General features: G+C 43.2%; 24 protein-coding genes and 1 pseudogene. 11 read left to right on the forward strand and 14 right to left on the reverse strand.

The window, feature by feature from the left end; genetic code table 11:
• Positions 1 to 667: 667 nt before the first annotated feature.
• Positions 668 to 1,978: pseudogene (locus NSU16_RS18070) on the forward strand (sensor histidine kinase); the annotation flags it as partial.
• A gap of 180 nt (positions 1,979 to 2,158) precedes the next feature.
• Positions 2,159 to 3,139, forward strand: coding sequence for a histidine kinase (locus tag NSU16_RS18075; protein WP_339192721.1), 981 nt, complete (start codon positions 2,159 to 2,161; stop codon positions 3,137 to 3,139).
• A 59-nt stretch (positions 3,140 to 3,198) separates the two neighbouring features.
• Here NSU16_RS18075 and mscL read toward each other — a convergent pair whose 3' ends face one another.
• Both mscL and fabZ read right to left on the reverse strand, forming a co-directional pair.
• A complete protein-coding gene (mscL, locus tag NSU16_RS18080) occupies positions 3,199 to 3,591 on the reverse strand; it encodes a large conductance mechanosensitive channel protein MscL (protein WP_010332174.1) in 393 nt (130 codons plus the stop codon).
• A 73-nt stretch (positions 3,592 to 3,664) separates the two neighbouring features.
• Positions 3,665 to 4,090 (reverse strand): 3-hydroxyacyl-ACP dehydratase FabZ, encoded by a 426-nt coding sequence (fabZ, locus tag NSU16_RS18085; protein WP_010332175.1) that lies wholly within the window; start codon positions 4,088 to 4,090, stop codon positions 3,665 to 3,667.
• Between the two features lie 193 nt (positions 4,091 to 4,283).
• On the opposite strand from fabZ, the gene NSU16_RS18090 reads away from it, so the two are divergent.
• A complete protein-coding gene (locus tag NSU16_RS18090) occupies positions 4,284 to 5,348 on the forward strand; it encodes a tetratricopeptide repeat protein (protein ID WP_010332176.1) in 1,065 nt (354 codons plus the stop codon).
• 21 nt (positions 5,349 to 5,369) lie between these two features.
• Here NSU16_RS18090 and flhP read toward each other — a convergent pair whose 3' ends face one another.
• The 5 genes from flhP to NSU16_RS18115 form a co-directional block, all read right to left on the reverse strand.
• Entirely contained in the window at positions 5,370 to 6,179 is an 810-nt protein-coding gene (gene flhP / locus NSU16_RS18095; protein ID WP_339191677.1) for a flagellar hook-basal body complex protein FlhP, read from the reverse strand.
• A 32-nt stretch (positions 6,180 to 6,211) separates the two neighbouring features.
• Positions 6,212 to 7,024, reverse strand: coding sequence for a flagellar hook-basal body protein (locus NSU16_RS18100; RefSeq protein WP_268504458.1), 813 nt, complete (start codon positions 7,022 to 7,024; stop codon positions 6,212 to 6,214).
• 159 nt (positions 7,025 to 7,183) lie between these two features.
• A complete protein-coding gene (gene mbl / locus NSU16_RS18105; RefSeq protein WP_010332179.1) occupies positions 7,184 to 8,185 on the reverse strand; it encodes a cell shape-determining protein Mbl in 1,002 nt (333 codons plus the stop codon).
• Between the two features lie 179 nt (positions 8,186 to 8,364).
• Complete coding sequence (gene spoIIID / locus NSU16_RS18110) at positions 8,365 to 8,646, reverse strand: sporulation transcriptional regulator SpoIIID (RefSeq protein ID WP_010332180.1); 282 nt, start codon at positions 8,644 to 8,646, stop codon at positions 8,365 to 8,367.
• Between the two features lie 14 nt (positions 8,647 to 8,660).
• Positions 8,661 to 8,771, reverse strand: coding sequence for a protein usd (locus NSU16_RS18115; RefSeq protein WP_081720816.1), 111 nt, complete (start codon positions 8,769 to 8,771; stop codon positions 8,661 to 8,663).
• Between the two features lie 222 nt (positions 8,772 to 8,993).
• Between NSU16_RS18115 and NSU16_RS18120 the strand changes: the two genes are divergently transcribed.
• Entirely contained in the window at positions 8,994 to 9,407 is a 414-nt protein-coding gene (locus NSU16_RS18120; protein ID WP_095712831.1) for a MarR family transcriptional regulator, read from the forward strand.
• Positions 9,408 to 9,428: 21 nt separating this feature from the next.
• Complete coding sequence (locus tag NSU16_RS18125; protein ID WP_268448146.1) at positions 9,429 to 10,625, forward strand: MFS transporter; 1,197 nt, start codon at positions 9,429 to 9,431, stop codon at positions 10,623 to 10,625.
• Between the two features lie 88 nt (positions 10,626 to 10,713).
• Here NSU16_RS18125 and NSU16_RS18130 read toward each other — a convergent pair whose 3' ends face one another.
• From NSU16_RS18130 to NSU16_RS18150, 5 genes are all read right to left on the reverse strand, one after another.
• A complete protein-coding gene (locus tag NSU16_RS18130) occupies positions 10,714 to 12,123 on the reverse strand; it encodes a right-handed parallel beta-helix repeat-containing protein (protein ID WP_286059471.1) in 1,410 nt (469 codons plus the stop codon).
• A gap of 99 nt (positions 12,124 to 12,222) precedes the next feature.
• Positions 12,223 to 13,695, reverse strand: a complete 1,473-nt coding sequence (pucI, locus tag NSU16_RS18135; protein WP_339191678.1) for an allantoin permease — start codon at positions 13,693 to 13,695, stop codon at positions 12,223 to 12,225.
• 179 nt (positions 13,696 to 13,874) lie between these two features.
• On the reverse strand, positions 13,875 to 15,236 hold the full coding sequence (locus NSU16_RS18140) for an MFS transporter (RefSeq protein WP_339191679.1): 1,362 nt from the start codon (positions 15,234 to 15,236) through the stop codon (positions 13,875 to 13,877).
• Positions 15,233 to 15,799, reverse strand: coding sequence for a hydrolase (locus tag NSU16_RS18145; protein ID WP_339191680.1), 567 nt, complete (start codon positions 15,797 to 15,799; stop codon positions 15,233 to 15,235). Before NSU16_RS18145 ends, NSU16_RS18140 begins: the two co-directional genes overlap by 4 nt.
• Positions 15,800 to 15,987: 188 nt before the next feature.
• Positions 15,988 to 16,455, reverse strand: coding sequence for a hypothetical protein (locus NSU16_RS18150; protein WP_044159677.1), 468 nt, complete (start codon positions 16,453 to 16,455; stop codon positions 15,988 to 15,990).
• A 282-nt stretch (positions 16,456 to 16,737) separates the two neighbouring features.
• Between NSU16_RS18150 and amtB the strand changes: the two genes are divergently transcribed.
• The 3 genes from amtB to bcrC all read left to right on the forward strand — a co-directional run bounded on the left by amtB (position 16,738) and on the right by bcrC (position 19,079).
• Positions 16,738 to 17,952: an ammonium transporter AmtB gene (gene amtB, locus NSU16_RS18155; protein ID WP_010332188.1), complete on the forward strand. Its 1,215-nt coding sequence runs from the start codon at positions 16,738 to 16,740 to the stop codon at positions 17,950 to 17,952.
• Positions 17,953 to 17,963: 11 nt separating this feature from the next.
• Positions 17,964 to 18,314, forward strand: a complete 351-nt coding sequence (locus tag NSU16_RS18160; RefSeq protein WP_010332189.1) for a P-II family nitrogen regulator — start codon at positions 17,964 to 17,966, stop codon at positions 18,312 to 18,314.
• 183 nt (positions 18,315 to 18,497) lie between these two features.
• Positions 18,498 to 19,079 (forward strand): undecaprenyl-diphosphate phosphatase BcrC, encoded by a 582-nt coding sequence (gene bcrC, locus NSU16_RS18165; protein WP_229149818.1) that lies wholly within the window; start codon positions 18,498 to 18,500, stop codon positions 19,077 to 19,079.
• 35 nt (positions 19,080 to 19,114) lie between these two features.
• On the opposite strand, the gene NSU16_RS18170 is transcribed toward bcrC, so the two are convergent.
• Both NSU16_RS18170 and spoIIQ read right to left on the reverse strand, forming a co-directional pair.
• Positions 19,115 to 19,537, reverse strand: coding sequence for a VanZ family protein (locus NSU16_RS18170; protein WP_010332191.1), 423 nt, complete (start codon positions 19,535 to 19,537; stop codon positions 19,115 to 19,117).
• A 111-nt stretch (positions 19,538 to 19,648) separates the two neighbouring features.
• A complete protein-coding gene (gene spoIIQ / locus NSU16_RS18175; RefSeq protein ID WP_326191540.1) occupies positions 19,649 to 20,521 on the reverse strand; it encodes a stage II sporulation protein spoIIQ in 873 nt (290 codons plus the stop codon).
• Positions 20,522 to 20,663: 142 nt separating this feature from the next.
• On the opposite strand from spoIIQ, the gene NSU16_RS18180 reads away from it, so the two are divergent.
• From NSU16_RS18180 to NSU16_RS18190, 3 genes are all read left to right on the forward strand, one after another.
• Positions 20,664 to 21,155 carry a GNAT family N-acetyltransferase gene (locus NSU16_RS18180; protein ID WP_229149865.1) on the forward strand — a complete coding sequence of 164 codons (492 nt, stop codon included), beginning with the start codon at positions 20,664 to 20,666 and terminating at the stop codon, positions 21,153 to 21,155.
• On the forward strand, positions 21,152 to 21,670 hold the full coding sequence (locus tag NSU16_RS18185) for a DUF5362 family protein (RefSeq protein WP_326334218.1): 519 nt from the start codon (positions 21,152 to 21,154) through the stop codon (positions 21,668 to 21,670). Before NSU16_RS18180 ends, NSU16_RS18185 begins: the two co-directional genes overlap by 4 nt.
• Before the next feature lie 437 nt (positions 21,671 to 22,107).
• Positions 22,108 to 23,112, forward strand: a complete 1,005-nt coding sequence (locus tag NSU16_RS18190; protein WP_010332195.1) for an SDR family NAD(P)-dependent oxidoreductase — start codon at positions 22,108 to 22,110, stop codon at positions 23,110 to 23,112.
• Positions 23,113 to 23,129: the final 17 nt, after the last annotated feature.

Consider the following 23,129-nt stretch of genomic DNA (forward strand, 5'->3'; position numbering starts at 1 on the left):
AAAATAGGAATGTAGAATGAACCTATTAAAAAGGAGCATTGTTATGAAAGAAAAATTTATTTTCATTTCGGTTATTTTCGGTTATGCCGCTTTGTTTATGGTTTTTATAGCGATTGATCATCTTTCTGGATCAACACTTCCTGAAGCAAAGCATGGGGTCATGAACTTGGAGAACTGGGATTTTCAGAAGGATGGGAATGTGCAGCTGAACGGAAAGTGGACATTATATCCAAATCAGATTTTATCGCCAAAAGAGATTGCTTCAGCAAAAGGAAAAGATCCCCTCTTCGTTGATGTCCCCAGTAATGTGAAGCTGGCCAAGCAAGGTATCAACGTGGATTACGGAACGTACAAGCTGACGATCAAATCAAAGCTAGACAATCAGGTTTTCGGGATCAGCACGTCGTTTATTTACAGTGCAAATCGCAGCTATTTTAATGGACAAGTCATAGGCCAAAGCGGCAGCCCCTCAAATAAACCTGATTTCACAGCACAAAACAGACCGTATACGAGCTTTTTCCCGCTTCACAAGGGTGATAATGAACTTGTCGTACAGTTTTCGAACTTCGGAAAAACGCCGGGGTGGGGAATCGCAAAGCCGATTACCTTTGGAACTCAGGACCAAATAGTGCGTGAAAACAAAATTTCCTTTCTTAATGATACGGTCATGATTACAGCATTTTTCATTACCGGATTATATTTTCTGGGCTTTTACCTGCAAAGAAAAAAGGATAAACATTTGCTGTTTTTTTCTGTTATGTGCCTTCTGTTTTCATTCATTATTCTGATGATCGGAAAAGAGCGGATTATATTCCTCCTCTTTCCGTCCATTTCATTTTCATTGTTAAATTCAATGAGGGCAATCTCAACTGTGTTTGTCAGTATAGCGGTTTTTCTCTATCTCTATTTTGCTTACAGAGAGATTGTGTCAAAACGTTTTATGCTCATAGCCACTGTTTCTTGCGGGCTGGTCTTGATCATAGATTTTTTAACCGTTGGGTTTATCGGCCACTCCTCATACATACTACATTCCGTGCTAGCCGTTTCGACCCTGGTTTATATCACATATATTTTTACGATCGCAGCGATCCGCAAAATGGAAGGAAGCCTGTATCTGACAATCGCTTCTATATCAATGAGTGCTTTTGTCATTTTAACGACCATCTCCGCTTACACAGGAAAAACGGCTTTTTCTTTTAATTCGATCTATTCATTGCCGACAGTCATTGCGTTGCTGGCGATTGTTCTTCTCATGGCACAGCAATTTGCCGGTGCATTCCGCGAAAATGAAGTGCTGTCGTGGAAATTACTCAGGGTTGACCGGCTGAAGGATGAGTTTATAGCGAAGACATCGCATGAATTTAAAACTCCGCTGAACAGCATTATTAATATATGCCAAACGTTGTTGGCCGGCAAAGGAAAAAGAACGATAGAAGAAGAGAAAGAAAACATGCAGCTTGTTATCCGCATGGGCTACAGGCTGTCCAATCTGGTGAATGACATCCTGGATTTAGAAAAAATAAAGCAAGGCATGCTTCAGATTCACCCGGTGCCTGTTGATATTTATGCTTTAGTTTGTTCGGAAATGAATTTCTATAATCTCTTATCGAGACATAAAAACTTAAATATGATGAATCATATTCCAGACGACCTTCCTTTAGTGCTCGCAGATGAAAACCGCTTCCGCCAAATATTAACCAATTTAGTAGACAATGCAATCAAGTATACAGCGGAGGGCCAAATCACACTTTCTGCTTCAAAACTGAACGATAACATGATCAAGGTGACAGTTACGGATACCGGAAGCGGCATTTCCGAAGCCGATCGCCAAACCATCTTTGAGTCTTTTCAGCAAGCAGAAATGAATAAAGACGACGGAGCCGGTCTTGGCCTCAGTATTGTCAAACAGCTGGTCCAGCTCCAAAACGGGGACATTTGGGTTGAATCAGAAGAGGGAAAAGGGTCGGCATTCCATTTCACATTGCCCATTGTCCATCATGAATCTGTGCCTGAAACCAAAACAAGTCTTCCAGAATTACAATCCGGGCTAGAGATGTCAGGTATCTCTTTAAGCACGCCCTATTACTCTGAGAAAATTGACGCTCCAACCATTCTGATTGTCGATGATAACATTGACAGTTTAAAAATTTTAAGCGATATGCTTGAAGGCGTGCCCTACAATGTAATTGCTGCAAAAAACGGAACGGAAGCATTAGAAGTGGTTTCTTGCACGAAGCTTGATTTGGTGATTCTTGACTTGATGATGCCGGATATGACTGGTTTCGAAGTCTGTACGAGAATTCGTGAACGATTCAGTTTGGTTGATCTTCCGGTTCTGATCATTACAGCAGCCATCATCGGCCACGACAAATACAAGGCTTTTCATGCCGGAGCGAATGACATTTTGCAAAAACCTTATCATTACTCTGAATTTATGGCGCGTATCAAAAACCTGATTATGATGAAGCATACAGCAAACCAAGCGACAAATATGGAGATGGCATTTCTGCAGTCGCAAATCAAACCACACTTTCTCTACAATGTGTTAAACACCATTATTTCACTCAGTCATTTGGATATTGAAAAAGCGCGAGAGATAACAGCTGAATTTACTAACTATTTAAGAATGAGTTTTGATTTCCAAAATACATCAGCCATCAGTTCATTCAGAAACGAGCTTTCTATTATCAATTCCTATCTCTCCATAGAAAAGACGCGCTTCGGCGATCGGCTGGACATTCTTTTCGATATAGACAAAGACATTGACTTCATCCTTCCGCCTTTAATGATTCAGCCATTGGTGGAAAATGCAGTCCATCATGGCGTAAGCAAAAAAAGAGGCGGAGGATGGGTGAAGCTGACCGTAAAAAAACAAAGCAGGAACGAGTATTACGTCGAAGTTGAAGATAACGGTGTTGGCATTGCGCCGGAAAAACAAAAGAATATCCTGTCTCAAGACTTCGATCGCAGCGTCGGACTCAAAAATATCAACCAGCGGCTCAAGCATTTTTGCGGCAGTGAATTGAACATCCGCAGCATCCCGGATGCCGGCACAGCTGTATCGATGGTCATACACATTACTGAAACAACAGATTCTCCTAAATTCATAAGCACGTCTCCGGATGCAGAGGAACAATAAAGAATACGGTAATCCATGACCTATAAAAAAGACTGCCGCATTCCAGCGGCAGTCTTTTTTTATTCTGGAGATCTTGTCTGCTGCTTCAGCAAGTCCCTGATTTCTTTCAATAACTCTTCTTGCGCATCCGCCGCTTCCTCCTCGGCCTCTTCTTCCGCTTCTTTCTTGCGCCTCAATTGATTCAAAGTCCGAATCATAATAAAAATAGAGAACGATATGATCAAGAAATTTACAATGGTTTGAATGAAGCTGCCGTATTTGACGACCGCATCACCGAATGTAAATGACAGTCCCGAAAAATCAAGCCCGCCCAGAAGCAAGCCAACTAAAGGCATAATGATATCATTAACGAGCGATGTGACGATCTTACCGAACGCGCCCCCTATGACAACACCAATCGCAAGGTCAACAATGTTCCCGCGCATGGCAAAGGTCTTAAACTCTTTCCACATTACAATCACCTGCTTTTTTTGTTTTGAAAGAAAAAAAGACAAATGTGCCGCTGCCCATCTGTCTTTTTTTCACTTACTCGCCAAGGGCAAAAGTCAGTTCCACTTCGCAAACCACTTCGCCGTCAACTTTGGCAACGCCTTTTCCGCGCCCGATTGTGCCTCGCGCACGAATGATCTCAACCTCAAGGTGAAGCTGGTCACCAGGTTTCACTTGTTTTTTAAACCGGCAATTGTCAATGCCGGCAAAGAAAGCCAATCTGCCTCGGTTTTCTTCTTTAATCAGCATGGCAACAGCGCCGACTTGGGCAAGTGCCTCTACGATTAATACGCCGGGCATAACCGGATACTGAGGAAAATGGCCGTTAAAAAATTCTTCATTTGCGGTTACATTTTTATATCCTGCGGCCCGTTTGCCCTCTTCAACTTCCGTAATCCGGTCTACGAGCAAAAACGGATAACGGTGAGGAATAATTTCTTTAATTTGCTGAGTATCAAGCATTCTCTTGACATCTCCTTCATCTGCGTTAGTATGTATAGCAATCATTTATGATCCAATCTGTACATTTGAAAAGTATATTATGAATGAATCTCTTTTTCAACCTGCACCCAAAGTGTAACCAACTGTCAATGAGAGCCGTCAAAAGTTGTGATATGATAATTATAGATTTTACCATTAGCAAAGAGGTAGGAAAATGATTTCAAAGTTTATAGAAAAAAGAATGCAAAAAATGTTAGACGAGTGGTATACCGCTATTGGCAAACGCAAAATGGATGACGCAGCAGCACTTAAAGAGGAAATCGATCAGAACCTTCCGAAGCTTAAAAGGAACACAAAACTTTGGATGCGTTACCAATTGTTCCTCGCACGGCATCAGCTGCTTTATGAAAACCAGGACGGTCTGGATTCATTATTCCATGATTTATATGAACAGGAAGAAAAAATGGATGATGAATTGAAATATTATCTGCACTTTTTCTCAGGATTATATGAAATGGTAAAAACCGCTCCGAAGCATGCGGTGAATGGTTTTAAAAAAGCTGAGCAGCACCTGCACGCGATTCAAAACTCATTTGAAGCCGCTGACTTTTATTATCAAACCGCCGGCGCCTATTACTTGATGAAATCACCGCCGCTTTCCATCCAATATGTTGAAAAAGCTTTAAATATCTACTTACATCAATTCGGCTATGTAAAAAAGGTGATCAGCTGCAAACTGCTGCTCGCTGTAAACTATATTGATCAAGAACGCTATGATGAGGCTGAACAGCTTTTCAAAGAAATCATCAAGAAAACCCAGCAGTTAAATGACGATAATCTGCTGTGCCATGCTTATTATAATTTGGGCTTTTTAAAAGCAACCGAAAAGAAAGACCATGAAGCACTTCTATACTTTAAAAAGGTATTGAAGAATCAGGAATTTGAAACCAATTCTCCAGTATCCTATCTTCACTGTGTGTATGAATCCGTCAGAGCCCTTTTTAAAACAGAAAAGATCTCAGAAGGAAAAGCGGTTTTGCAAAAAGGAAAAGAATTATCTGAAAAAGTAAACATTCAAACAATTCAATTGAAATTAAAAACACTTGAAGCGCTCTATACGTCTGCTGAAGACCCTTATGATACCTTGCTTGAATATGTGCTTGAACTAGAAAAAATCGAAGCTTGGGTGGATTTAGAGGTGCTGTTGGAGGACATCACGGAATACTACAAAAAAAAGGACGATTTCGAAAAAGCCGCCTTTTTTATACTGCGCGGCTGATTGAAAACGCCCCTCTCTCTTTTATCTGACAGAATTAATCAAACCGAGCATCTGATCACCCATTGTGATCGTTCTGCTGTTCAGCTGATAAGAACGCTGAGACGTAATCAAATCTGTCATTTGTTTAGAAATATCCACATTTGACATTTCAAGTGCACCCTGCTGCATGCCGATGTTTTGTCTGTTTGCGCCATTCAGCTCTTCAAAGGCTGCCGCATTATCAATGGAGAAAAGATTATTCCCTTCGGATTTCAGCTCTTGAGGATTGTTCACTTGGATAACTCCGAGATTAAACCGCTGTACTGTATTCCCGTTAGACGCGGTTAAGGTCCCGTTATCATTGACCGTAATATTTTTCATTGAGCTGTCTATGTTTACTGCATTGCCGTTTTCATCAAGCACGGGATGACCGTTGCCTGTCACGAGCTGAAGCTGGTTGGCATTATCAGCTGAAGGCGATAAATAAAGCGCCCCGTCCCTCGTATACTGGCGATTGCCATTCACGTTAACCTGCAGGTATTGGTAAGGAGACGTAAAGGCGATATCCAGATCGCGCTCCGTCTTCTGAATGCTTCCTTGATCAGATACAAGCCGTGAATTCATCATCGCTCCGACGCCAAGGCGCAAGCCGGGCGGCGTTTTGCGGGATTGTGCCACTTCTTCGTTTTTTTCATCAACCTGATCGAATTGCTGTCTGACGAGCTCAGAGAAATTCGTATCCTTAGCCTTATAGCCGGTTGTGTTGCTGTTGGAAAGGTTGCTGCTGATTGTGTCAATCTGCTGCTGCAGCTGGTTTAAGGTGGTTGATGCCGTTAGCATTGACCTAAGCATAGTTGATGTCCCCCGTTTTTTCTTCCGTTATCTTATATTTTTCCGATTTCATTGGCTGCTTTGTCCATACTTTTGTCATAAGCTTGAATGACCTTCTGGTTTGCTTCAAACGATCTGTACGCTTCAGTCATTTCTGTATAGGCGCTCGTCACATCAACATTCGAAAGCTCAGAAACGCCTTGTTTTAATGAATAGGATACTTGGTTATTGCCAGCCGCGCTCGGCAGGTCATTTCCGTCAGCCGTGCTGTACAAATCATTGCCATCTTTTTTTAGATTTCTGACATCCTCTGCCATTCTGACATCAATCTGTCCGGCTGTTCGTCCGTTCGCAGTAACAGTACCGTTTTCAGACACGGTGAAATTTTCATTTTCGACCGTAATCGGCTGTCCTGTCGTTGATAAAATGGTATTTCCGTTAATCGTCAGCTGATTATTCTCATTTAAAGAAAACGTGCTGCTTTTTGAATATCGGACCCCATTCTCCGTTTGAACCGGATAAAAAAGGGCGGCATTTTCATTTGTTTCCGCATGAACCGGAACTTGATTTTCAACCAATGTGATGTCTGTAGGCTGATCCGTCGACTTGAGGCTTCCCTGTGTAAAAAGAGGCTTAAGCTCCTGCATATAGACACCGGTATTAACGGAACCGATTTCTGTTTTCGATGTGCCAGCCGGAGATTTTGATTCAATTCTGCTAAGAAGCATCTCAGGGAACGCGCGCAGCGATCCTTGGTCTGCTTTATATCCGGATGTATTTGCGTTTGCGATATTATTAGAAAGCATTTCCGTTCTGCGCTCTTGGGCAATCATTGCGGATGTTGCGGTATATAATCCTTTTAACAAGTTTTCCACCTCTAAAATGGCATTTTTTCCAGTTGTCACATAGGAACATTCGTTCTATAATATAAATCAGTATTTTATCCTATTATCGGCATTTCCCATCAATTCGTGAAGAGTTTTCATAAAAAAACCCCATTCTTTTTCAGAATGAGGTTTGAGTGATCAGCTTAGTTTGCGTTTAGGAAGCTTGTCCATATTATCAAGCATAACACCTGTTCCGACTGCCACACAATCCATTGGATTTTCAGCGACAAGCACCGGAACCTTCAGCTCTTCAGCGAGCAGCTGGTCGAGGCCGTTTAAGAGCGCGCCTCCGCCGGTAATGATAACGCCGCGGTCAATGATATCAGCGGACAGTTCAGGCGGTGTTCTTTCAAGCACTTGTTTCGCAGCCTGCACAATAACAGCTACAGATTCACGAAGGGCTTCTTCTACTTCTTTGCTGTTTACTGTAATTGTTCTTGGAAGACCGGAAACCATGTCCCGTCCGCGAATGGAAATTTCTTCGTGACGTGCGTCTGGGAAAACTGTTGCGACTTTAATCTTAATATCTTCCGCAGTACGTTCGCCGATCAGCAGCTTGTACTCGCGTTTGATGTAATTTAAGATTTCCATGTCAAACTTGTCCCCAGCCATTTTAATAGAAGAGGAGGTGACAATATCGCCCATTGAGATGACTGCGATATCCGTCGTCCCGCCTCCGATGTCTACAACCATGTTACCGCTCGGCTGGAATATTTCCATACCCGCGCCAATAGCGGCAACTTTCGGTTCTTCTTCAAGGTACACATGTTTACCGCCGCTTTTTTCAGCAGCTTCTTTGATGGCTTTTTGCTCAACTGATGTAATATTCGTCGGGCAGCAAATAAGCATGCGCGGTTTTGAGAACAGGCCTTTTACGTTCAGCTTGTTAATAAAATGTTTCAGCATTGCTTCTGTTACTTCAAAGTCAGCAATAACTCCGTCTTTCAGCGGGCGAATCGCAACAATATTCCCAGGTGTACGTCCAACCATTCGTCTTGCCTCTTCGCCAACCGCCAGCACTTTGCCGCTGTTTTTATCAAGTGCAACTACGGAAGGTTCATTCAGAACAATTCCTTTACCTTTAACATGGATCAGTACATTTGCAGTACCGAGGTCAATACCAATATCCCTTGCAAACATCTATTTATATCCTCCTTGAAAATCTGTTTCACAGTAAATATCCACATTGTGCCCTAATTATATATATTATCATAAAATATAGAAAAAAAGTTGGAAGCACATTAAGTTCTTTACAAATTTTTGCGGATGATCTACAAACGATTTCCGGAAGACAATGCAGGCTGATTTGCCCTGGGTGATTATGGCTGGCGAACGGGCTCTCCTTCGAGAATTTCATCCTTTTTATACTTTAGTTTTGTTGCTTCTCCTCCTCTTAAATGCCTGATGGATTTATGATAATCGAGTATTTCTTTCACTTCGTTTGCCAAGTCAGGATTGATTTCAGGCAGACGCTCTGTTAAATCCTTGTGTACTGTACTTTTGGAAACACCAAATTCCTTCGCAATGACACGAACGGTTTTCTTTGTCTCCACGATGTACTTTCCTATCTTGATTGTTCGCTCTTTGATGTAATCGTGCACACCACTCGACCTCCCTAAAATGGATGTGAGAAGTGTGAAATGAGATCCGTATTCTGTAAAGAGTCATTCATTATGCAGCTTCTTTGTTGTATGATTTTACAAGTAAGTTTGTGAAATATGCCCACGATCCCTCACCTCAAACACTCTCTTTGTTAGGTTTGTAACAGTGTATTAGCATTCTTTTGGGAATATGCTAAAAACTCAATAAGGACAAGGGGTGAAACGAATTTTTCGGCTTCCGCTAACTATTTCGCGTCACTAAACTTTTATCTTTACATCCGTTCATCGCTCCTGTAAAATGAAAAAGCAATTAGTTACTTAGGTAAGTTTTTTAGAAGGAGACCGAAATGACCTACGTCAACAGACACCTCATTCATCAAATCAACCAAAGCGCCCGCCTGATTGCCAAAAAAGCCAATGAACAGCTGGAGCCATTCGGCCTTTACTCATCTCAATGGTCAGTTTTATATTGTTTGCGTACGATCGGACCAATGACTCAAAAGGAGATTTGGTCCTATTTAAATGTGGAAGCCCCGACCGTAACCCGGACGATCAAACGCCTTGAAGAAAACGGCTGGGTACAGAGACGGCAAGGTGAAGACAAACGGGAAAAACTCGTTGTCCTCACAAAAGAAGCAGAGAAGAAATACGAAGAAATCAATGTGAAAATGCTTAAATTTGAGGAAGAACTGCTCGCAGATTTCCGCGATGAAGATAAAGAAGCGTTTTCTCATTTATTTCGTTTGTTCTTACAACAATGAAAATAAGGAAGTGACATACATTTGAAAAAGCCTGAACCAATTTGGACCAAAGATTTCATTATGGTCGTTCTCGTGAACTTGTTTGTTTTTGTGTTCTTTTATACATTTTTGACTGTTCTGCCTATCTATATGATGCAGGAGCTTGGCGGTACTGAATCTCAGGGAGGGCTGTTGATCAGTCTGTTCCTGTTATCCGCCATTTTCACTCGCCCTTTTTCAGGGGCTATTATAGAACGGTTTGGGAAAAAGAGGATGGCGATTGTATCGATGGCGATTTTTGCCCTTTCGTCTTTTCTTTACCTGCCGATTCATAACTTCTATTTGCTGCTTGGATTGCGGTTCTTCCAAGGAATCTGGTTCAGTATTTTAACCACTGTAACCGGCGCGATCGCAGCTGATATCATTCCAGTTAAACGCCGCGGCGAAGGGCTTGGATACTTTGCCATGTCTATGAACCTCGCAATGGCTATCGGTCCGTTTCTCGGATTGAGCCTGGTGAAAATTGTGCCTTTCTCTGTCTTCTTTACAATTTTTGCGGTGTTTATGATTGTCGGGCTGTTTGTTACATTACTCATTAAAGTGCCAAACAGCCTCAGCAGCGGAACGACTGTATTCCGTTTCTCTCTTTCGGATATGTTTGAAAAAGGCGCGCTTAAGATTGCGATTGTAGGACTGTTTATATCATTCTGTTATTCAACAGTTACAGCATTTTTGTCCGTTTTTGCTAAGTCTATTGATCTATTAAATGTCAGCGGCTACTTCTTTGTTTGCTTTGCTGTTACGATGATGGTTGCGCGACCGTTTACAGGCAAACTGTTCGATAAAGTCGGAGCGGGGATAGTGATTTACCCTTCAATCCTGATTTTCTCTGTCGGACTTTGCATGCTTGCCTTTACGCACAGCAGCTTGATGCTTCTATTATCCGGAGCTGTGATCGGACTTGGATACGGCTCAATCGTGCCATGCATGCAAACGCTGGCGATACAAAATTCACCGGCACACCGTTCAGGGTTTGCGACAGCAACGTTCTTTACGTTCTTTGACAGCGGAATTGCCGCAGGATCGTATGTGTTCGGATTATTCGTTGCTTCCGCAGGTTTCTCATCTATTTACTTATCAGCGGGTCTATTCGTTCTGATTTCTCTTCTTCTCTATGCATGGAGCCAGAAAAAACCTGCTGTAGCCGAACCTGAAGGAAAAGTGTCGATTGCAGAATAGCTTGTCAGACTGCCGGAATTTGCCGGCAGTCTTTTTTTGCATAAAAAACGGCATTCTGCTCCGTTTAACGGAATAGAATGCCGCTTGTTCATGATTCAATAATCGGACGCGCAGGTGAATCCGGATCTAATGTAAAATCAAAAGACTCTTCGTCGCGATACATCGGATCTGCATAGAGAGAGCCGACATCGTTTTTCGTTGCTTTTTGATAGGACGGAAATGAGTCGTATTCTGTCTTTTTCCACATCCATAAGCCGTCTTTATCTGCTTCCTTATGGTAAACGTTATGATTGACTGTATTTCCTTCATTGGTTTTAAATTCGTTGGCAATAAACAGCCTAGAGTCACTTGCCGTCATAATATTTTTTTCTATTATGTTGTTTTTTGTATCATGCTGCAGCAATAGCTGACCGCCATACAGCCCTTTTGTGTCGTTGCGGAACATCATGTTGTGAGCAATCACAGAACCGGCGGTGCCGCCACGCTCCTTGTCGTATCCGCCGATTGAAATCCCCGTATATGCATTCTGATACACCTTGTTGTCGGTAATCTTTATATCCTCAGCATATTTCCCTTTGTGCTCAGAGGTTGCTTCAATTCCGATATCGTTTCTGTATACCGTGTTTTTCCTGATGTCAATACTGCGTCCTCCGTCGACATAGATTCCGCCCGCTGAGTACTCATCTCCATAAGCCGGATTTCCGAAAGTTGAATGATGATAGACAGTATTGTTTTCTACGATGCCGTTCCTCACATAATCGTTTTGATCTGCCGTTCCTTCATATCCGATAAGATCGATGCCAATATTGTTATTATCACGGACCAAATTTCCCGCAATTGTAAAGCCGTCAATGTTTCCGTTTAGCACAACCGCTTCACTCGCTCCGAGTGTCAGCTTTTCAACGGTATTATCCGTAATTTTAATGTCTTTCATGCTTCCCGTTCCATACACTGCAATTCCGTGGGCATTGCCCTCATCTGCCGTTGTTTTTATATTCCGAACATGATTACCCTTAATCGTGATATGGCTGCTGGAGCCAGTCACATAAATTCCCATAGCGGTTGCTTCTTCAGATGAAACAGAGAGATTCTCAATCGTTAAACCGCTGATTGTGATGTAATGTTTATTGTCTATGCCGATTAACGGCGTTTCATATTTTGCGCTCGTGATAGATTTCCCGGTAATCACTGCTTTCTCGTTCTGATAGTTTCGAAACGTGACAGGCTTCCCGTCCGTGCCGCTATGCTTCACATCAAGCGGTTCATCATACGTGCCTTCACGGATTAATACGGTTGTTCCGGCAACAGCTTCCTTAGCGGCGTGCGCCAGTGTACGAAATGGCTTAGTTTTCGTCCCTTCATTTTGATCATTGCCGTTAGGAGAAACATATAAGCAGTTCACTGATTCTTGTTCATTTGCTGTCGTCTTATCATAGATTAAAGCGATGATCACAGCAGTTAAAACAACTGCAGCAGAAATAAAAAATGGTAGCTTCATATGGGATTCTCATTTCTATTTAGAATGGATTTTCTTCTATCATTATAGGTTATCCATTTATGGAAAACCATCTCAAATCCATTCCACTGCAGAAAACGCTTATTCCGCACGACGCACCTGTTCAGAATCATACTTTCCGACAGCAGATGATACCGGCGGGTGAATCCGCATCAGAGCAATATAGACAAGAAATGATGTCAGTACACCTACAAACCATGAGATGTCATATAAGCCCTTTAATGCGGGGACATACATCCCGATTAATGAGATGAGTGCGCCTAAAAGCGTGGCCGCGAATGCCCGGTAGTTATAGCCTTTAAAATACACATACCGTCCGGTTTCGGAATATAGGTCATCAACCGAGAGCTCCCGCTTGCGAATGATAAAGTAATCAGCCATCATGACGCCTGCCACCGGACCGAGCATGCCGCCGATTAAACCGAGAAACGCATAAACGCTGGTTGCGCTCTCCATGAGCTTCCACGGAACCGTAAATAAAGCGAGCAGGGCTGTGATAAAGCTGCCTCGTTTAAAATTAATATATTTCGGCAAAGCATTCGCAATATCATAAGCGGGAGACACGATGTTTGCTGCGACATTAACTGAAATGGTGGCAATACAGAGCGTAATCACAGATAATACGATGACATAAGGATTATCAAACCTGGCCAAAATATCAACCACGTCCCAAATCGGCTCGCCGAAAGCAACCTGTGAACCGGAGGTCACCGTAATACTGGCAAACGCAAATAACGCGAAGGTTCCCGGCAAGCCGTAAAACTGGCCTTTAATCTGCTCTTTTTGCGTTTCCGCAAATCGTGTAAAATCAGGTATGTTTAAAATTAACGTCGCCCAGATACCTATAATGCCGGTGACTCCGGCAGCAAACGGCCAAAACGTTTCTGAAAACGTGTGAAATTTCCCAGTCTGCGAATAGATCGGCCCGAGTCCTCCGGCTATATCGACCGCCCACCATACCATGCCGCCAAACACCACATACACTAAAGGACCTGCCCAAACCTCGAAACGCTTAATTGATTCCATACCGTGATGCAATACAAGTAAGTGCACAGCCCAAAAGAATACGAAAGAGAGGAAACCAGACAAGTGGATACCTAGAATATTCCACTCCCCGCCAATCTCTCCCCAGCCGGGCCACATATTTAACAGCAAAATGTTCAGCGCCGTGCTCCCGGCAAAGGTTTGAATACCAAGCCACATAATGGCTGTAAAAGCCCTCAGAAGCGCCGGAATGTTCGCGCCGTAAATTCCGTAAGAAGCCCGGATAATCACAGGAAATGGCAGCCCGTATTTTGTCCCTGCATGCCCGTTTAAAGCGAGTGCGCCAAACAAAATAAGCGAGGCCGTAATAATGATCGCCAGCACCTGCCACGGTGAAAGCCCAATCGCAATTAATCCGCCCACTGTCGCGTAGGTCGGTATATTATGTATGCATCCCATCCAAATGGAGGCGAAGTTCATTGCTTTCCACGTGCGTTTTTCCTGTCCTAAAGGCAGCAGATCCTCATTGCTCAGCCTGTTTGATTGCAGATGACCCTCTTTTAATTCCATAGCCGGCTCCCCTTTCAGCTTGTCTATCTTCCGTCATATGTATAGTTTTCTAACATCACATGTGACTTAATATAACTGAAAAGTCAGACAAATACATTGGCTATGATACACAAACCTTTTATTCATTTTTGAGCATCCTAAACAAGAAAAGAGACAGACTCGTATATCTGTCTCTTTTCTCATGAACTTGTTTTCATTAAGGCGGTGAATCTCAAAGCCATAAACAAACTCAATCCGCCTACAGCAATAAGGAGCATTCCCATGATATCAAAATGAGCCGCTGTAATCTCTTTACCGAACAGAAGGCCCAGAATCACCGATGACAAAATCGAACCAAGGTAACGGCACGTTTGGAACAGGCCTGAGGTAGTTCCCACCATGTCTGAAGGGCTCGTTTTCAGCATCGCTGCCTGAAGCGCTACGTTTCCAAGTCCGTAACCGATGCCGAGCAGCGACAGGATCAAGCCTTTCCCGATAACCGGAACGCTGATAAAAAAGACCGTTAATAGCACAGCGCCCGCGGTCATCAGAAGCGATCCCGCCAAAATCGGCTTAATGACTCCCGATCGATCAATCCACTTGCCTGTAATGGGCGATATAGCGATGCTCATACCCGACATGAACAGCATAAACAGACCGCTCGTTTGGACAGAAAGATGCATTTCATCTTGAAAATAACTCGGCAGCCCGAAAAATAAACAGTAGAAGAATACATTAAGTAAAATAAACTGAACGTATACCGCTGACAGACTTCGCTGCGTTTTAAACAGACGGACATCAATAAACGGCTTCTCCGTTTTCAGCTCACGCCAGACAAATGCGGCAAGCAGAATGACACCAATCACACCTTCTGACATATGCGGGGATGTGCTGAACGAAAGCAAAAAGGACAGGAGCAAAATGATCCCGCCGGCAAACAAAAGGATTCCCGGAACATCTAGCTGCCGGATAACCGCTCTGATCCCCACCCCTTTTTTCTGATCCTTTGGGAACATATACATCCCTAACAGGAAGCTGAGGATAATAAACGGCAGATTGACGATAAAAATCGCCGGCCAGCCGCCCCAGACAATCAAAAAACCGCCGACTGTCGGCCCCAGCGCCGTCATTGCAGATGCAAATATGGACAGAACCGCCATGGCTGAAGCCTGGCGCTCATGTATGTGGTTTCGTATCAGCCCGACTCCCGACGGATAAATCGCACTGCTCCCCACCGATTGAAACAGCCGCATGACCAATAATGTCATAAAGGTTGGCGCAAGCGGCGCCCCGATGGCGGAAACCGCCACAAGAATAAGCCCGAATAAAAACAACCTTTTCCGCCCAATCAAATCGCCAAGCTTTCCCGTCACAGGCTGGGCCACAGCACTCGCCAAATAGAAAGAGGAGATCAGCCAGGAAACCGTCGTAAATGACAGGTGAAACTCATGCTGGATGCTGTGGAGCGCCAGAGAAATCATAGACGAGTTCAGCGGATTCAGCATCGTTCCTGAAGCTACCGCTGTTAAAAAGACAGCACGGCTCTTTTTTGATATTTTCATTTCACTTGTGATAAAAATTCTTCTGTTGTCCGCGATTTGCCGATTCTCGGGAAAATAAAGCGCAGTGTCGCTTCATGCTCTTCCTCACTGAACGTGGACATCGCGTCAGTAATAAAAATCTGCTGATAGCCAAGCTGAAAGGCCTCGCGAGCCGTACTTTCCACTCCGATATTCGTGGCAATGCCGCATAGTACAATGGTATCAATGCCGCGGCGTCTCAGCTGCAAATCTAAGTCCGTGCCGAAAAACGCGCCCCACTGGCGTTTGGTCACTGTGTAATCTCCGTCCTGCACACCGATTTCCGGAAGAAATTCCGCCCAGTCCGCCGGCATTTCACCTGAACCTTCCTGCGCCTGTTCATCCGTTTCCGGCTTTAGCGCATCTGCTCCGTCATGGAAGGCTACATTCACAAAGCTGATAAAGCCGTTATGCTTTCGGAATTCGTCAACAAGTTTTTTCGCATTCGGGACAACCTGTCCGCTTTTGTCTATTGGCACAATTCCTTTTTGCAGATCAATGATAACCAATGCTGTGTTTTGAAAATCAATGGTAAGTGTGTTCATTTTGCGTTTCCTCCTGATGCTGGTTAGTGTTTCTCACATCCCATATTTTACTCTTCACTTCACATGAATTCTTGCATGACGCTTGTGAAGTTCTCAGGAGAAGCGCTTATCTCACGATTTTTCTTTTATATAAAAATAAAAGGTGGTGCATACAAACATACCGGCAAGCACTGCGATCATAAAAGTTGTCATAGCTTCGTCACCTGCCTGCCGTTAATTGGCTGCTGATTAAACATGCCCATAAATTTGCGGCGGTCAATCCAAAGCAGAATCAAACACATGATCATTAATATCGTACTGAGATCCTGCACGCCAATATCAAAACAATAGTTAATCATGACGATGTTCACAATAATCGGCATAAATACAACGGCACCTAACGCAGATGTTCTTGGAATCAACAGCAAAACTGCAGCAATGATTTCTCCAAAGCCTATAAATACTTCATAGACATGAGAATAACCAAAAAATGTCCACGCAATTGTAAATCCCTTTCCCTTTCCCACCGCAGCTGCAATTTCAGGTGTTACTCCCCCAAACTGCCCCATGACCACTTTCGCCAGGCCGTACACAACAAAATTAAAGGCCAAAAACAACCGGAATGTCGCCGGAATGGACTTTCTTAACGCTCTCAGCAGCCTGCTGCCTTTATTCATATCGCATCCCCCTTAATGTATTATATCAACTAGTACACTTAATACACTATATATAATTCTATTTATTGTCAATTCCCTTTTTTCTCATAAAAACAGAATTATTTTATAGACATAAAGTCTTGTATGGCAAATAGCGTTTTTTCTTTCTTCGCCCGCATCGATAACACTCACTAAAAAAACATGTTAGGAAATCTCACATGAAAATGTTTTATCATTCTTTTTTCTCTATAATGAAGAAATATAATAATTGCTTTTATTCTGAAAGATACGGAGGAATGAGACATGCAAATGGGCGATACAGTATTTATGTTCTTTTGCGCTTTACTCGTGTGGCTGATGACCCCGGGGTTAGCGTTATTTTATGGAGGCATGGTAAAAAGCAAAAATGTGCTGAGTACAGCAATGCACAGTTTCTCTTCCATTGCCATCGTATCCATTGTTTGGGTTTTATTCGGATATACACTTGCCTTTGCTCCAGGCAACTCACTGATTGGCGGACTGGAGTGGGCAGGTCTGAAGGGGGTCGGATTTGATCCGGGTGATTACAGCGACACGATTCCCCATTCATTATTTATGATGTTCCAAATGACGTTCGCGGTTCTGACAACTGCCATCATTTCCGGGGCTTTCGCAGAGCGGATGCGATTCGGCGCTTTTCTTTTATTCTCGGTTTTATGGGTTTCATTGGTTTACACGCCGGTTGCTCACTGGGTATGGGGCGGAGGCTGGATCGGCCAGCTTGGCGCGCTTGATTTCGCAGGCGGAAACGTTGTTCATATTTCTTCCGGGGTGGCCGGCCTTGTTCTGGCCATCGTGCTCGGCAAACGAAAAGACGGCACAGCGTCTTCTCCGCACAACCTTATTTACACCTTTTTAGGAGGCGCCCTGATTTGGTTCGGCTGGTTCGGTTTTAACGTCGGCAGCGCCCTGACATTAAACGATGTGGCCATGTACGCCTTTATTAATACAAACACGGCAGCTGCAGCGGGGATTGCCGGCTGGATATTGGTGGAATGGATCATCAACAAAAAACCGACGATGCTCGGCGCGGTATCAGGAGCGATCGCAGGACTTGTGGCCATTACGCCGGCGGCCGGGTTTGTCACACCGTTTTCTTCTATTATCATTGGCATCATTGGCGGAGCGGTTTGCTTCTGGGGTGTCTTCTCGCTGAAACAGAAATTCGGATATGATGACGCGCTTGATGCCTTTGGCCTGCACGGCATCGGCGGCACATGGGGCGGCATCGCGACAGGATTGTTCGCAACAACTTCAGTCAACTCCGCTGGTGCAGATGGTTTATTCTACGGGGATGCAAGTTTAATCTGGAAACAAATTGTAGCGATCGCCGCAACTTATGTTTTTGTATTTATTGTCACATTCGTTATTATTAAAATTGTAGGCCTCTTCCTGCCCCTACGCGCAACCGAAGAAGAAGAATCACTCGGGCTTGATTTAACAATGCACGGGGAAAAAGCATATCAAGATTCTATGTGAGGAGTGACGCTATGAGCGGTCAAATGTTCAAGGTAGAAATTGTAACGCGTCCGGCAAATTTTGAAAAGCTGAAGCAGGAACTCGGAAAAATCGGAGTCACCTCTCTGACCTTCTCCAATGTTCACGGCTGCGGGCTTCAAAAAGCACATACGGAGCTTTATCGAGGGGTAAAAATAGAAAGCAATGTATATGAACGGTTAAAAATCGAAATCGTGGTCAGCAAGGTTCCTGTTGATCAAGTAACTGAGACCGCTAAGCGGGTTCTGAAAACGGGATCACCGGGTGACGGTAAAATCTTTGTCTATGAAATCGGCAATACGATTAATATCCGCACCGGCGAAGAAGGACCTGAAGCGCTGTAATATCGTTAAGAGATTCGGACACGCCGGATCTCTTTTTTTTGCGAACAGAAAAAACCCCCAGAAACCGTGGTACCCATTCGAATCCTCTTCAAGCACCATGATTTCAGACAATCTCTATTTTTATTTGAAACTTTTTCTGAGTAAGATGAGTCTACTTAATATAAAAATGTAAAAGGTGATTATTTGAATTACGAAATATTTAAAGCTATCCATGGATTATCTCATCACAATTCTGTTCTCGATTCCATTATGGTTTTCATAACGGAATACGCGATCGTTGCCTATGCGCTTATCTTATTGGTGATGTGGCTGTTCGGGAACACACAAAGCAGAAAGAACGTGCTGTACGCAGGAATTACAGGAATTGCGGGTCTTGTGATTAATTTCTTGATTACACAAGTTTATGTTGAACCACGCCCTTTCGTCGCTCACACAGTGCATACGCTGATTCCGCACGATGCAGATGCTTCTTTTCCGAGTGACCACACAACGGGAGCGCTAGCTATTTCGATTGCAATGCTTTTCAGAAACCGTAAAATCGGCTGGCCGCTCGTCATCTTCGGGCTTTTGACCGGTTTTTCACGAATTTGGGTGGGACATCACTATCCTGTAGATGTGTTGGGCAGTCTTGTTGTCGCGATCATTATCGGGTTCCTGTTCTTTAGATTTTCAGATTTTCTTCGCCCGCTCGTTGATTTAATCGTTCGAATCTATGAAGCGATTATCAATAAAATAACGAAAAAACCAACCGATCAAAATTTCTAAGATAAAGCCGGCCTCTGAATGGAAGAGCGCCGGCTTTAATATTTTTCATACATCTCATGTCTTTTCCGTTTTGCGAGACCAAATAATCCAATAAACAGGGCAATCCCAACACTGTCAATGAGCACATCCCGGATGCAGCCGTTTCTGCTGAAGAAAAGCTGAATGATTTCTGTAAAAACGGCAAACATGAATGCTCCGGCCGAGGCCCATTTGATATTGTTCCATTGCTTCCACAGCAAATATGTCAGCACGAAGAAAGAAAACGCGTGCCCGATTTTTTGAATTACAGCTTCAGGCGTAGTCAGCTGAGCAAAATCCATGTCCAAAAATTGGTACAGATCAGGATGCGGATGAAAATGAAATGTCACTGTCTGCGACACCACCATATCGCTGAAGCTTTCTGTGCAGACAGAGAGTAAAATGAAGAAGGTCCAGCCCGCAAGTAATAGACGATTCATCTAAACAGCCTCCTTTCCAGCAGCACCTTGTGCATGTAAATACATAGACGGCACAGTGAAACAAAAAGTAACAAAAAAAAACGCCTATCACACCGATAGACGTTTTCTTCATTAAGACTGTTCAGTGTCTTCTGTTGTGCTGCTTTCTTTGGAACCTGATTTGTCAGTTGAATCATCCGTTTTGTCTCCGGATTTTTCTTCAGTTCCTTTTTCAGTTGAACCATCCTTTTTTTCAGATGATTGCTGAATGGATTCTTCTGTTTCCTCAGTTGCAGCTTTCTCTTCTGCAGCTGCCGCTTTTTCAATAGAAGAAACCGGCTTGTCCATAAAGTTCAGCGGGTTCATAGCAACTCCGTCTTTACGGATTTCAAAGTGTACGTGGTTACCGCTTTCTTCGCTGTAAAGGTTCTTGCCAGACTTCCCGATGACCTGATTTTGCTTCACCTTGTCGCCTTGCTCAACACCTACTTCAGAAAGTGATTGATACACAGTAGATAAACCATCAGCATGTTCAATTTCCACAACATATCCCAGCACTGGATCTTTTTCAGCTTTGACAACCGTACCGCTTAGAGAAGCAGAAACATCGAAATCTTTTCCGTCTTTCTCAGCTAAGTCAATTCCTTTGCTTAGGCTGTACGTGTTATTATAGGTAACGAGTGCTGCTTCTTTTTCTTCTTTTGCGGCATCAGTTTCATAGAACTTTTTCACAACAGAAACGTTTTCAGAATCAACAACCGGCATTGCGACATTTTCCATAGACTTTCCTACTTCAACTGCATCGTCGTTGTTGTCATACGCGGAGTTTCCGCCGTTATCAGCTAACTGATCCTTTACCTCATCATTTGATACAGATTGATACCAAAGGACAGCTGTTAAAATGACGGCCGCACTGACTAAGTAAATTGCAGGAAACACCCAGCGTTTACGAAAAAACTGCTGAAGTTTTTTGACTTGAGAAGTTTTCTTTTCTTCCTCTCTCATTGTTTCATCACCTCAGCAACATTCTGAACACTTTTCTGAAAATATATACACTGATATAAAAAACTTTTTTAGATATAGTTTGTGCAGGCTGATAAGAAAGTATGTCATTTTTTTTTGAGAGGAGAACCAGATACGTATGAACTTGACATTACGTCTTGCTGAAAAAAAGGATATAGAAGCGGTTGTTGCGATTTATAACTCAACGATTGCCTCACGAATGGTAACAGCCGATACTGAACCGGTAACAACGGAAGACCGGATGGCGTGGTTTTTGGGACATACAGACGAACGGCCGCTGTATGTTGCTGAGGATGAAAGCGGGGACGTGGCTGCCTGGATCAGCTTTGAAAGATTTTACGGCAGGCCTGCTTATAATAAAACAGCCGAGATCAGCATATACATTCATGAATCATGCCGCGGCAAAGGCGCCGGAAATCACTTGCTTCAGGAAGCGCTCCGCATCGCGCCGGAGCTTGGCATCCGCTCGCTTATGGCCTTCATTTTCGGACATAATAAGCCTAGCCTGAAGCTGTTTGAAAAGCACGGTTTCAAGGAATGGGGGTTATTCCCCGGCATTGCTGAAATGGACGGCAAGCGATATGACTTAAAAATATTAGGGAGAGAGCTATCATGATTAGTCTTGATAAAGATGAAAACCATATTGAAACTCACCACGAAGAAAACAGCGTGACCGAGCAGGAGAACAACAGCACAGAGGGCGAAAAACGTGAGCTGAGCGCTGCTGCTGTCAAATCGCTTTCAGACATTGCAAAGTGGGGCAAAATCACAGGAATTCTTTTAATCGTCATGGGTGCGCTGACTGCCCTGTCGGCTTTAATGACAATCATAGGCGCTATTCCAGGCGTCCTGCTCATTATTTCAGGCGTATTTCTGATGCGGTCGGCAAAAGCAGCAAGAGAGGCAAGCGGAAACCTGACCGGCAGTGCGGGTGTAAGCATGCTGGAGAACTACGGGAAATTTATCAAAATGCAATTATTCTACGCTGCATCAAGTATCGCCGCAGGCCTCATCGGAATCATTCTGCTCATTTTCTTCCTCGTATTTGTCGGCATCGCCGCTTTTGAGGATATGGATACGTATGAAGACCCGGATTCCTATTATTATGAAGATGGGCCCGTCTTTGAATAAAGGTGTAGATCTGACCTCCGAAGGATAGACACGAATAGCAAAGGTATGAGTTCGGTATTGAACCGGACTCATGCCTTTTTATTATGTTCTCCTCAAATTTTCTGCGTTATCGTCATTCATCCAGGCACGCTCTTCGGTGTGACATACTTTGTATAGCATCCCTATCTTATATGTTAGAAACAATCAGGACATCTCTCCATTTACATCGCAGGACACAGACAGTTATATGATTTCTCATTCAAAATATTTGTTTCTATTTAGACCATTAAGCAGCTATTCCCCCACCGCCCCGCAGATGTACTCTCTATGTTTTATGGTTTTTCAAAAATAATAGTTGAATCGATTAGGCTAGAGCAAACACAGAGTTTTGTAACAAGCATATACTTCAATAACCGACATTTTTTCATCCATTTAAGAAAAAGGAAGTGGATATACTTGTGTTTTTCAAAGATAAAAAAATACTCATAATTGGCGGAACAGGTACGATTGGAAAAAGTCTTCTAAAACAAATTCTTAAGGATCAGCCAAAGGTTGTTCGTATATTTAGCAGAGATGAATATAAACAATTTATGTTGGAAAATGAAATCGGTCCCAGAAAGGATATTAGATTTTTAATAGGAGATGTGCGAGATTATGACCGGGTGTTAAATGCTATGGACAGCATTGACTACGTCTTCCATACTGCTGCCATGAAGCATGTTCCTGCTTGCGAATACAATCCCTATGAAGCAGTCCTCACCAATATTATAGGAACCAATAATGTCATTAAAGCGGCAGTGGCCCAAAACGTAAAAAAAGTAGTTTTTACAAGTTCAGATAAAGCAATATCACCAACGAATGCATATGGAGCAACAAAACTCACAGCTGAAAGATTAATTTCTGCAGCAGAATACAGTAAGGGAAAAGCTTCGACGGTTTTTTCTTGTGTTCGGTTTGGTAATGTAATTGGTTCAAGGGGTTCCGTGGTTCCCTTGTTTATAGAACAAATCTTAACGCAAAAAAAGGTGACTGTTACGGATTTAAAGATGAATCGCTTTATGATGACACTGGATCAAGCGACATCTTTATTAATTGGTGCACTAAAGGAATCCCAGGGCGGCGAAATCTTCATATTAAAAATGCCTGTCATATCACTGCATGACTTAGTGTCAGTCGTCGTTGAAGAAACGTGCAAAAAACAGAATATGAATATTGATGAAATAGAAATACAAGAAATCGGGCTGCGGCCCGGAGAAAAAATGTATGAAGAACTGATGACTTATGACGAGTCGACAATGGCTTTGGAGCTGCCTGACATGTTTGTTATCCCTTCAACTTATGGGGAGAAAAATCATTATACCCAAGCGAAAAAAGCAACTGAAGGGACTTATAGTTCAAATGACCAAAAGCAAATTTCAAAAGAAGAGGTCCTTGCATTATTAAAATCGCAAACATTACTTTAATTCGGGAAGGAAGATGA

Origin of the sequence: Bacillus sp. FSL K6-1003 (assembly GCF_037964945.1) — a bacterium.
GTDB lineage: Bacteria > Bacillota > Bacilli > Bacillales > Bacillaceae > Bacillus > Bacillus mojavensis.

Excerpts from the sequence above, each read along its gene's own strand:
- NSU16_RS18075 (WP_339192721.1), top strand. The coding sequence starts at position 2,159 with ATGCTTGAAGGCGTGCCCTACAATGTAATTGCTGCAAAAAACGGAACG.
- mscL (WP_010332174.1), bottom strand. The coding sequence starts at position 3,591 with ATGTGGAAAGAGTTTAAGACCTTTGCCATGCGCGGGAACATTGTTGAC.
- fabZ (WP_010332175.1), bottom strand. The coding sequence starts at position 4,090 with ATGCTTGATACTCAGCAAATTAAAGAAATTATTCCTCACCGTTATCCG.
- NSU16_RS18090 (WP_010332176.1), top strand. The coding sequence starts at position 4,284 with ATGATTTCAAAGTTTATAGAAAAAAGAATGCAAAAAATGTTAGACGAG.
- flhP (WP_339191677.1), bottom strand. The coding sequence starts at position 6,179 with ATGCTTAGGTCAATGCTAACGGCATCAACCACCTTAAACCAGCTGCAG.
- mbl (WP_010332179.1), bottom strand. The coding sequence starts at position 8,185 with ATGTTTGCAAGGGATATTGGTATTGACCTCGGTACTGCAAATGTACTG.
- NSU16_RS18120 (WP_095712831.1), top strand. The coding sequence starts at position 8,994 with ATGACCTACGTCAACAGACACCTCATTCATCAAATCAACCAAAGCGCC.
- NSU16_RS18130 (WP_286059471.1), bottom strand. The coding sequence starts at position 12,123 with ATGAAGCTACCATTTTTTATTTCTGCTGCAGTTGTTTTAACTGCTGTG.
- pucI (WP_339191678.1), bottom strand. The coding sequence starts at position 13,695 with ATGGAATTAAAAGAGGGTCATCTGCAATCAAACAGGCTGAGCAATGAG.
- NSU16_RS18140 (WP_339191679.1), bottom strand. The coding sequence starts at position 15,236 with ATGAAAATATCAAAAAAGAGCCGTGCTGTCTTTTTAACAGCGGTAGCT.
- NSU16_RS18145 (WP_339191680.1), bottom strand. The coding sequence starts at position 15,799 with ATGAACACACTTACCATTGATTTTCAAAACACAGCATTGGTTATCATT.
- NSU16_RS18150 (WP_044159677.1), bottom strand. The coding sequence starts at position 16,455 with ATGAATAAAGGCAGCAGGCTGCTGAGAGCGTTAAGAAAGTCCATTCCG.
- amtB (WP_010332188.1), top strand. The coding sequence starts at position 16,738 with ATGCAAATGGGCGATACAGTATTTATGTTCTTTTGCGCTTTACTCGTG.
- NSU16_RS18160 (WP_010332189.1), top strand. The coding sequence starts at position 17,964 with ATGAGCGGTCAAATGTTCAAGGTAGAAATTGTAACGCGTCCGGCAAAT.
- NSU16_RS18170 (WP_010332191.1), bottom strand. The coding sequence starts at position 19,537 with ATGAATCGTCTATTACTTGCGGGCTGGACCTTCTTCATTTTACTCTCT.
- spoIIQ (WP_326191540.1), bottom strand. The coding sequence starts at position 20,521 with ATGAGAGAGGAAGAAAAGAAAACTTCTCAAGTCAAAAAACTTCAGCAG.
- NSU16_RS18185 (WP_326334218.1), top strand. The coding sequence starts at position 21,152 with ATGATTAGTCTTGATAAAGATGAAAACCATATTGAAACTCACCACGAA.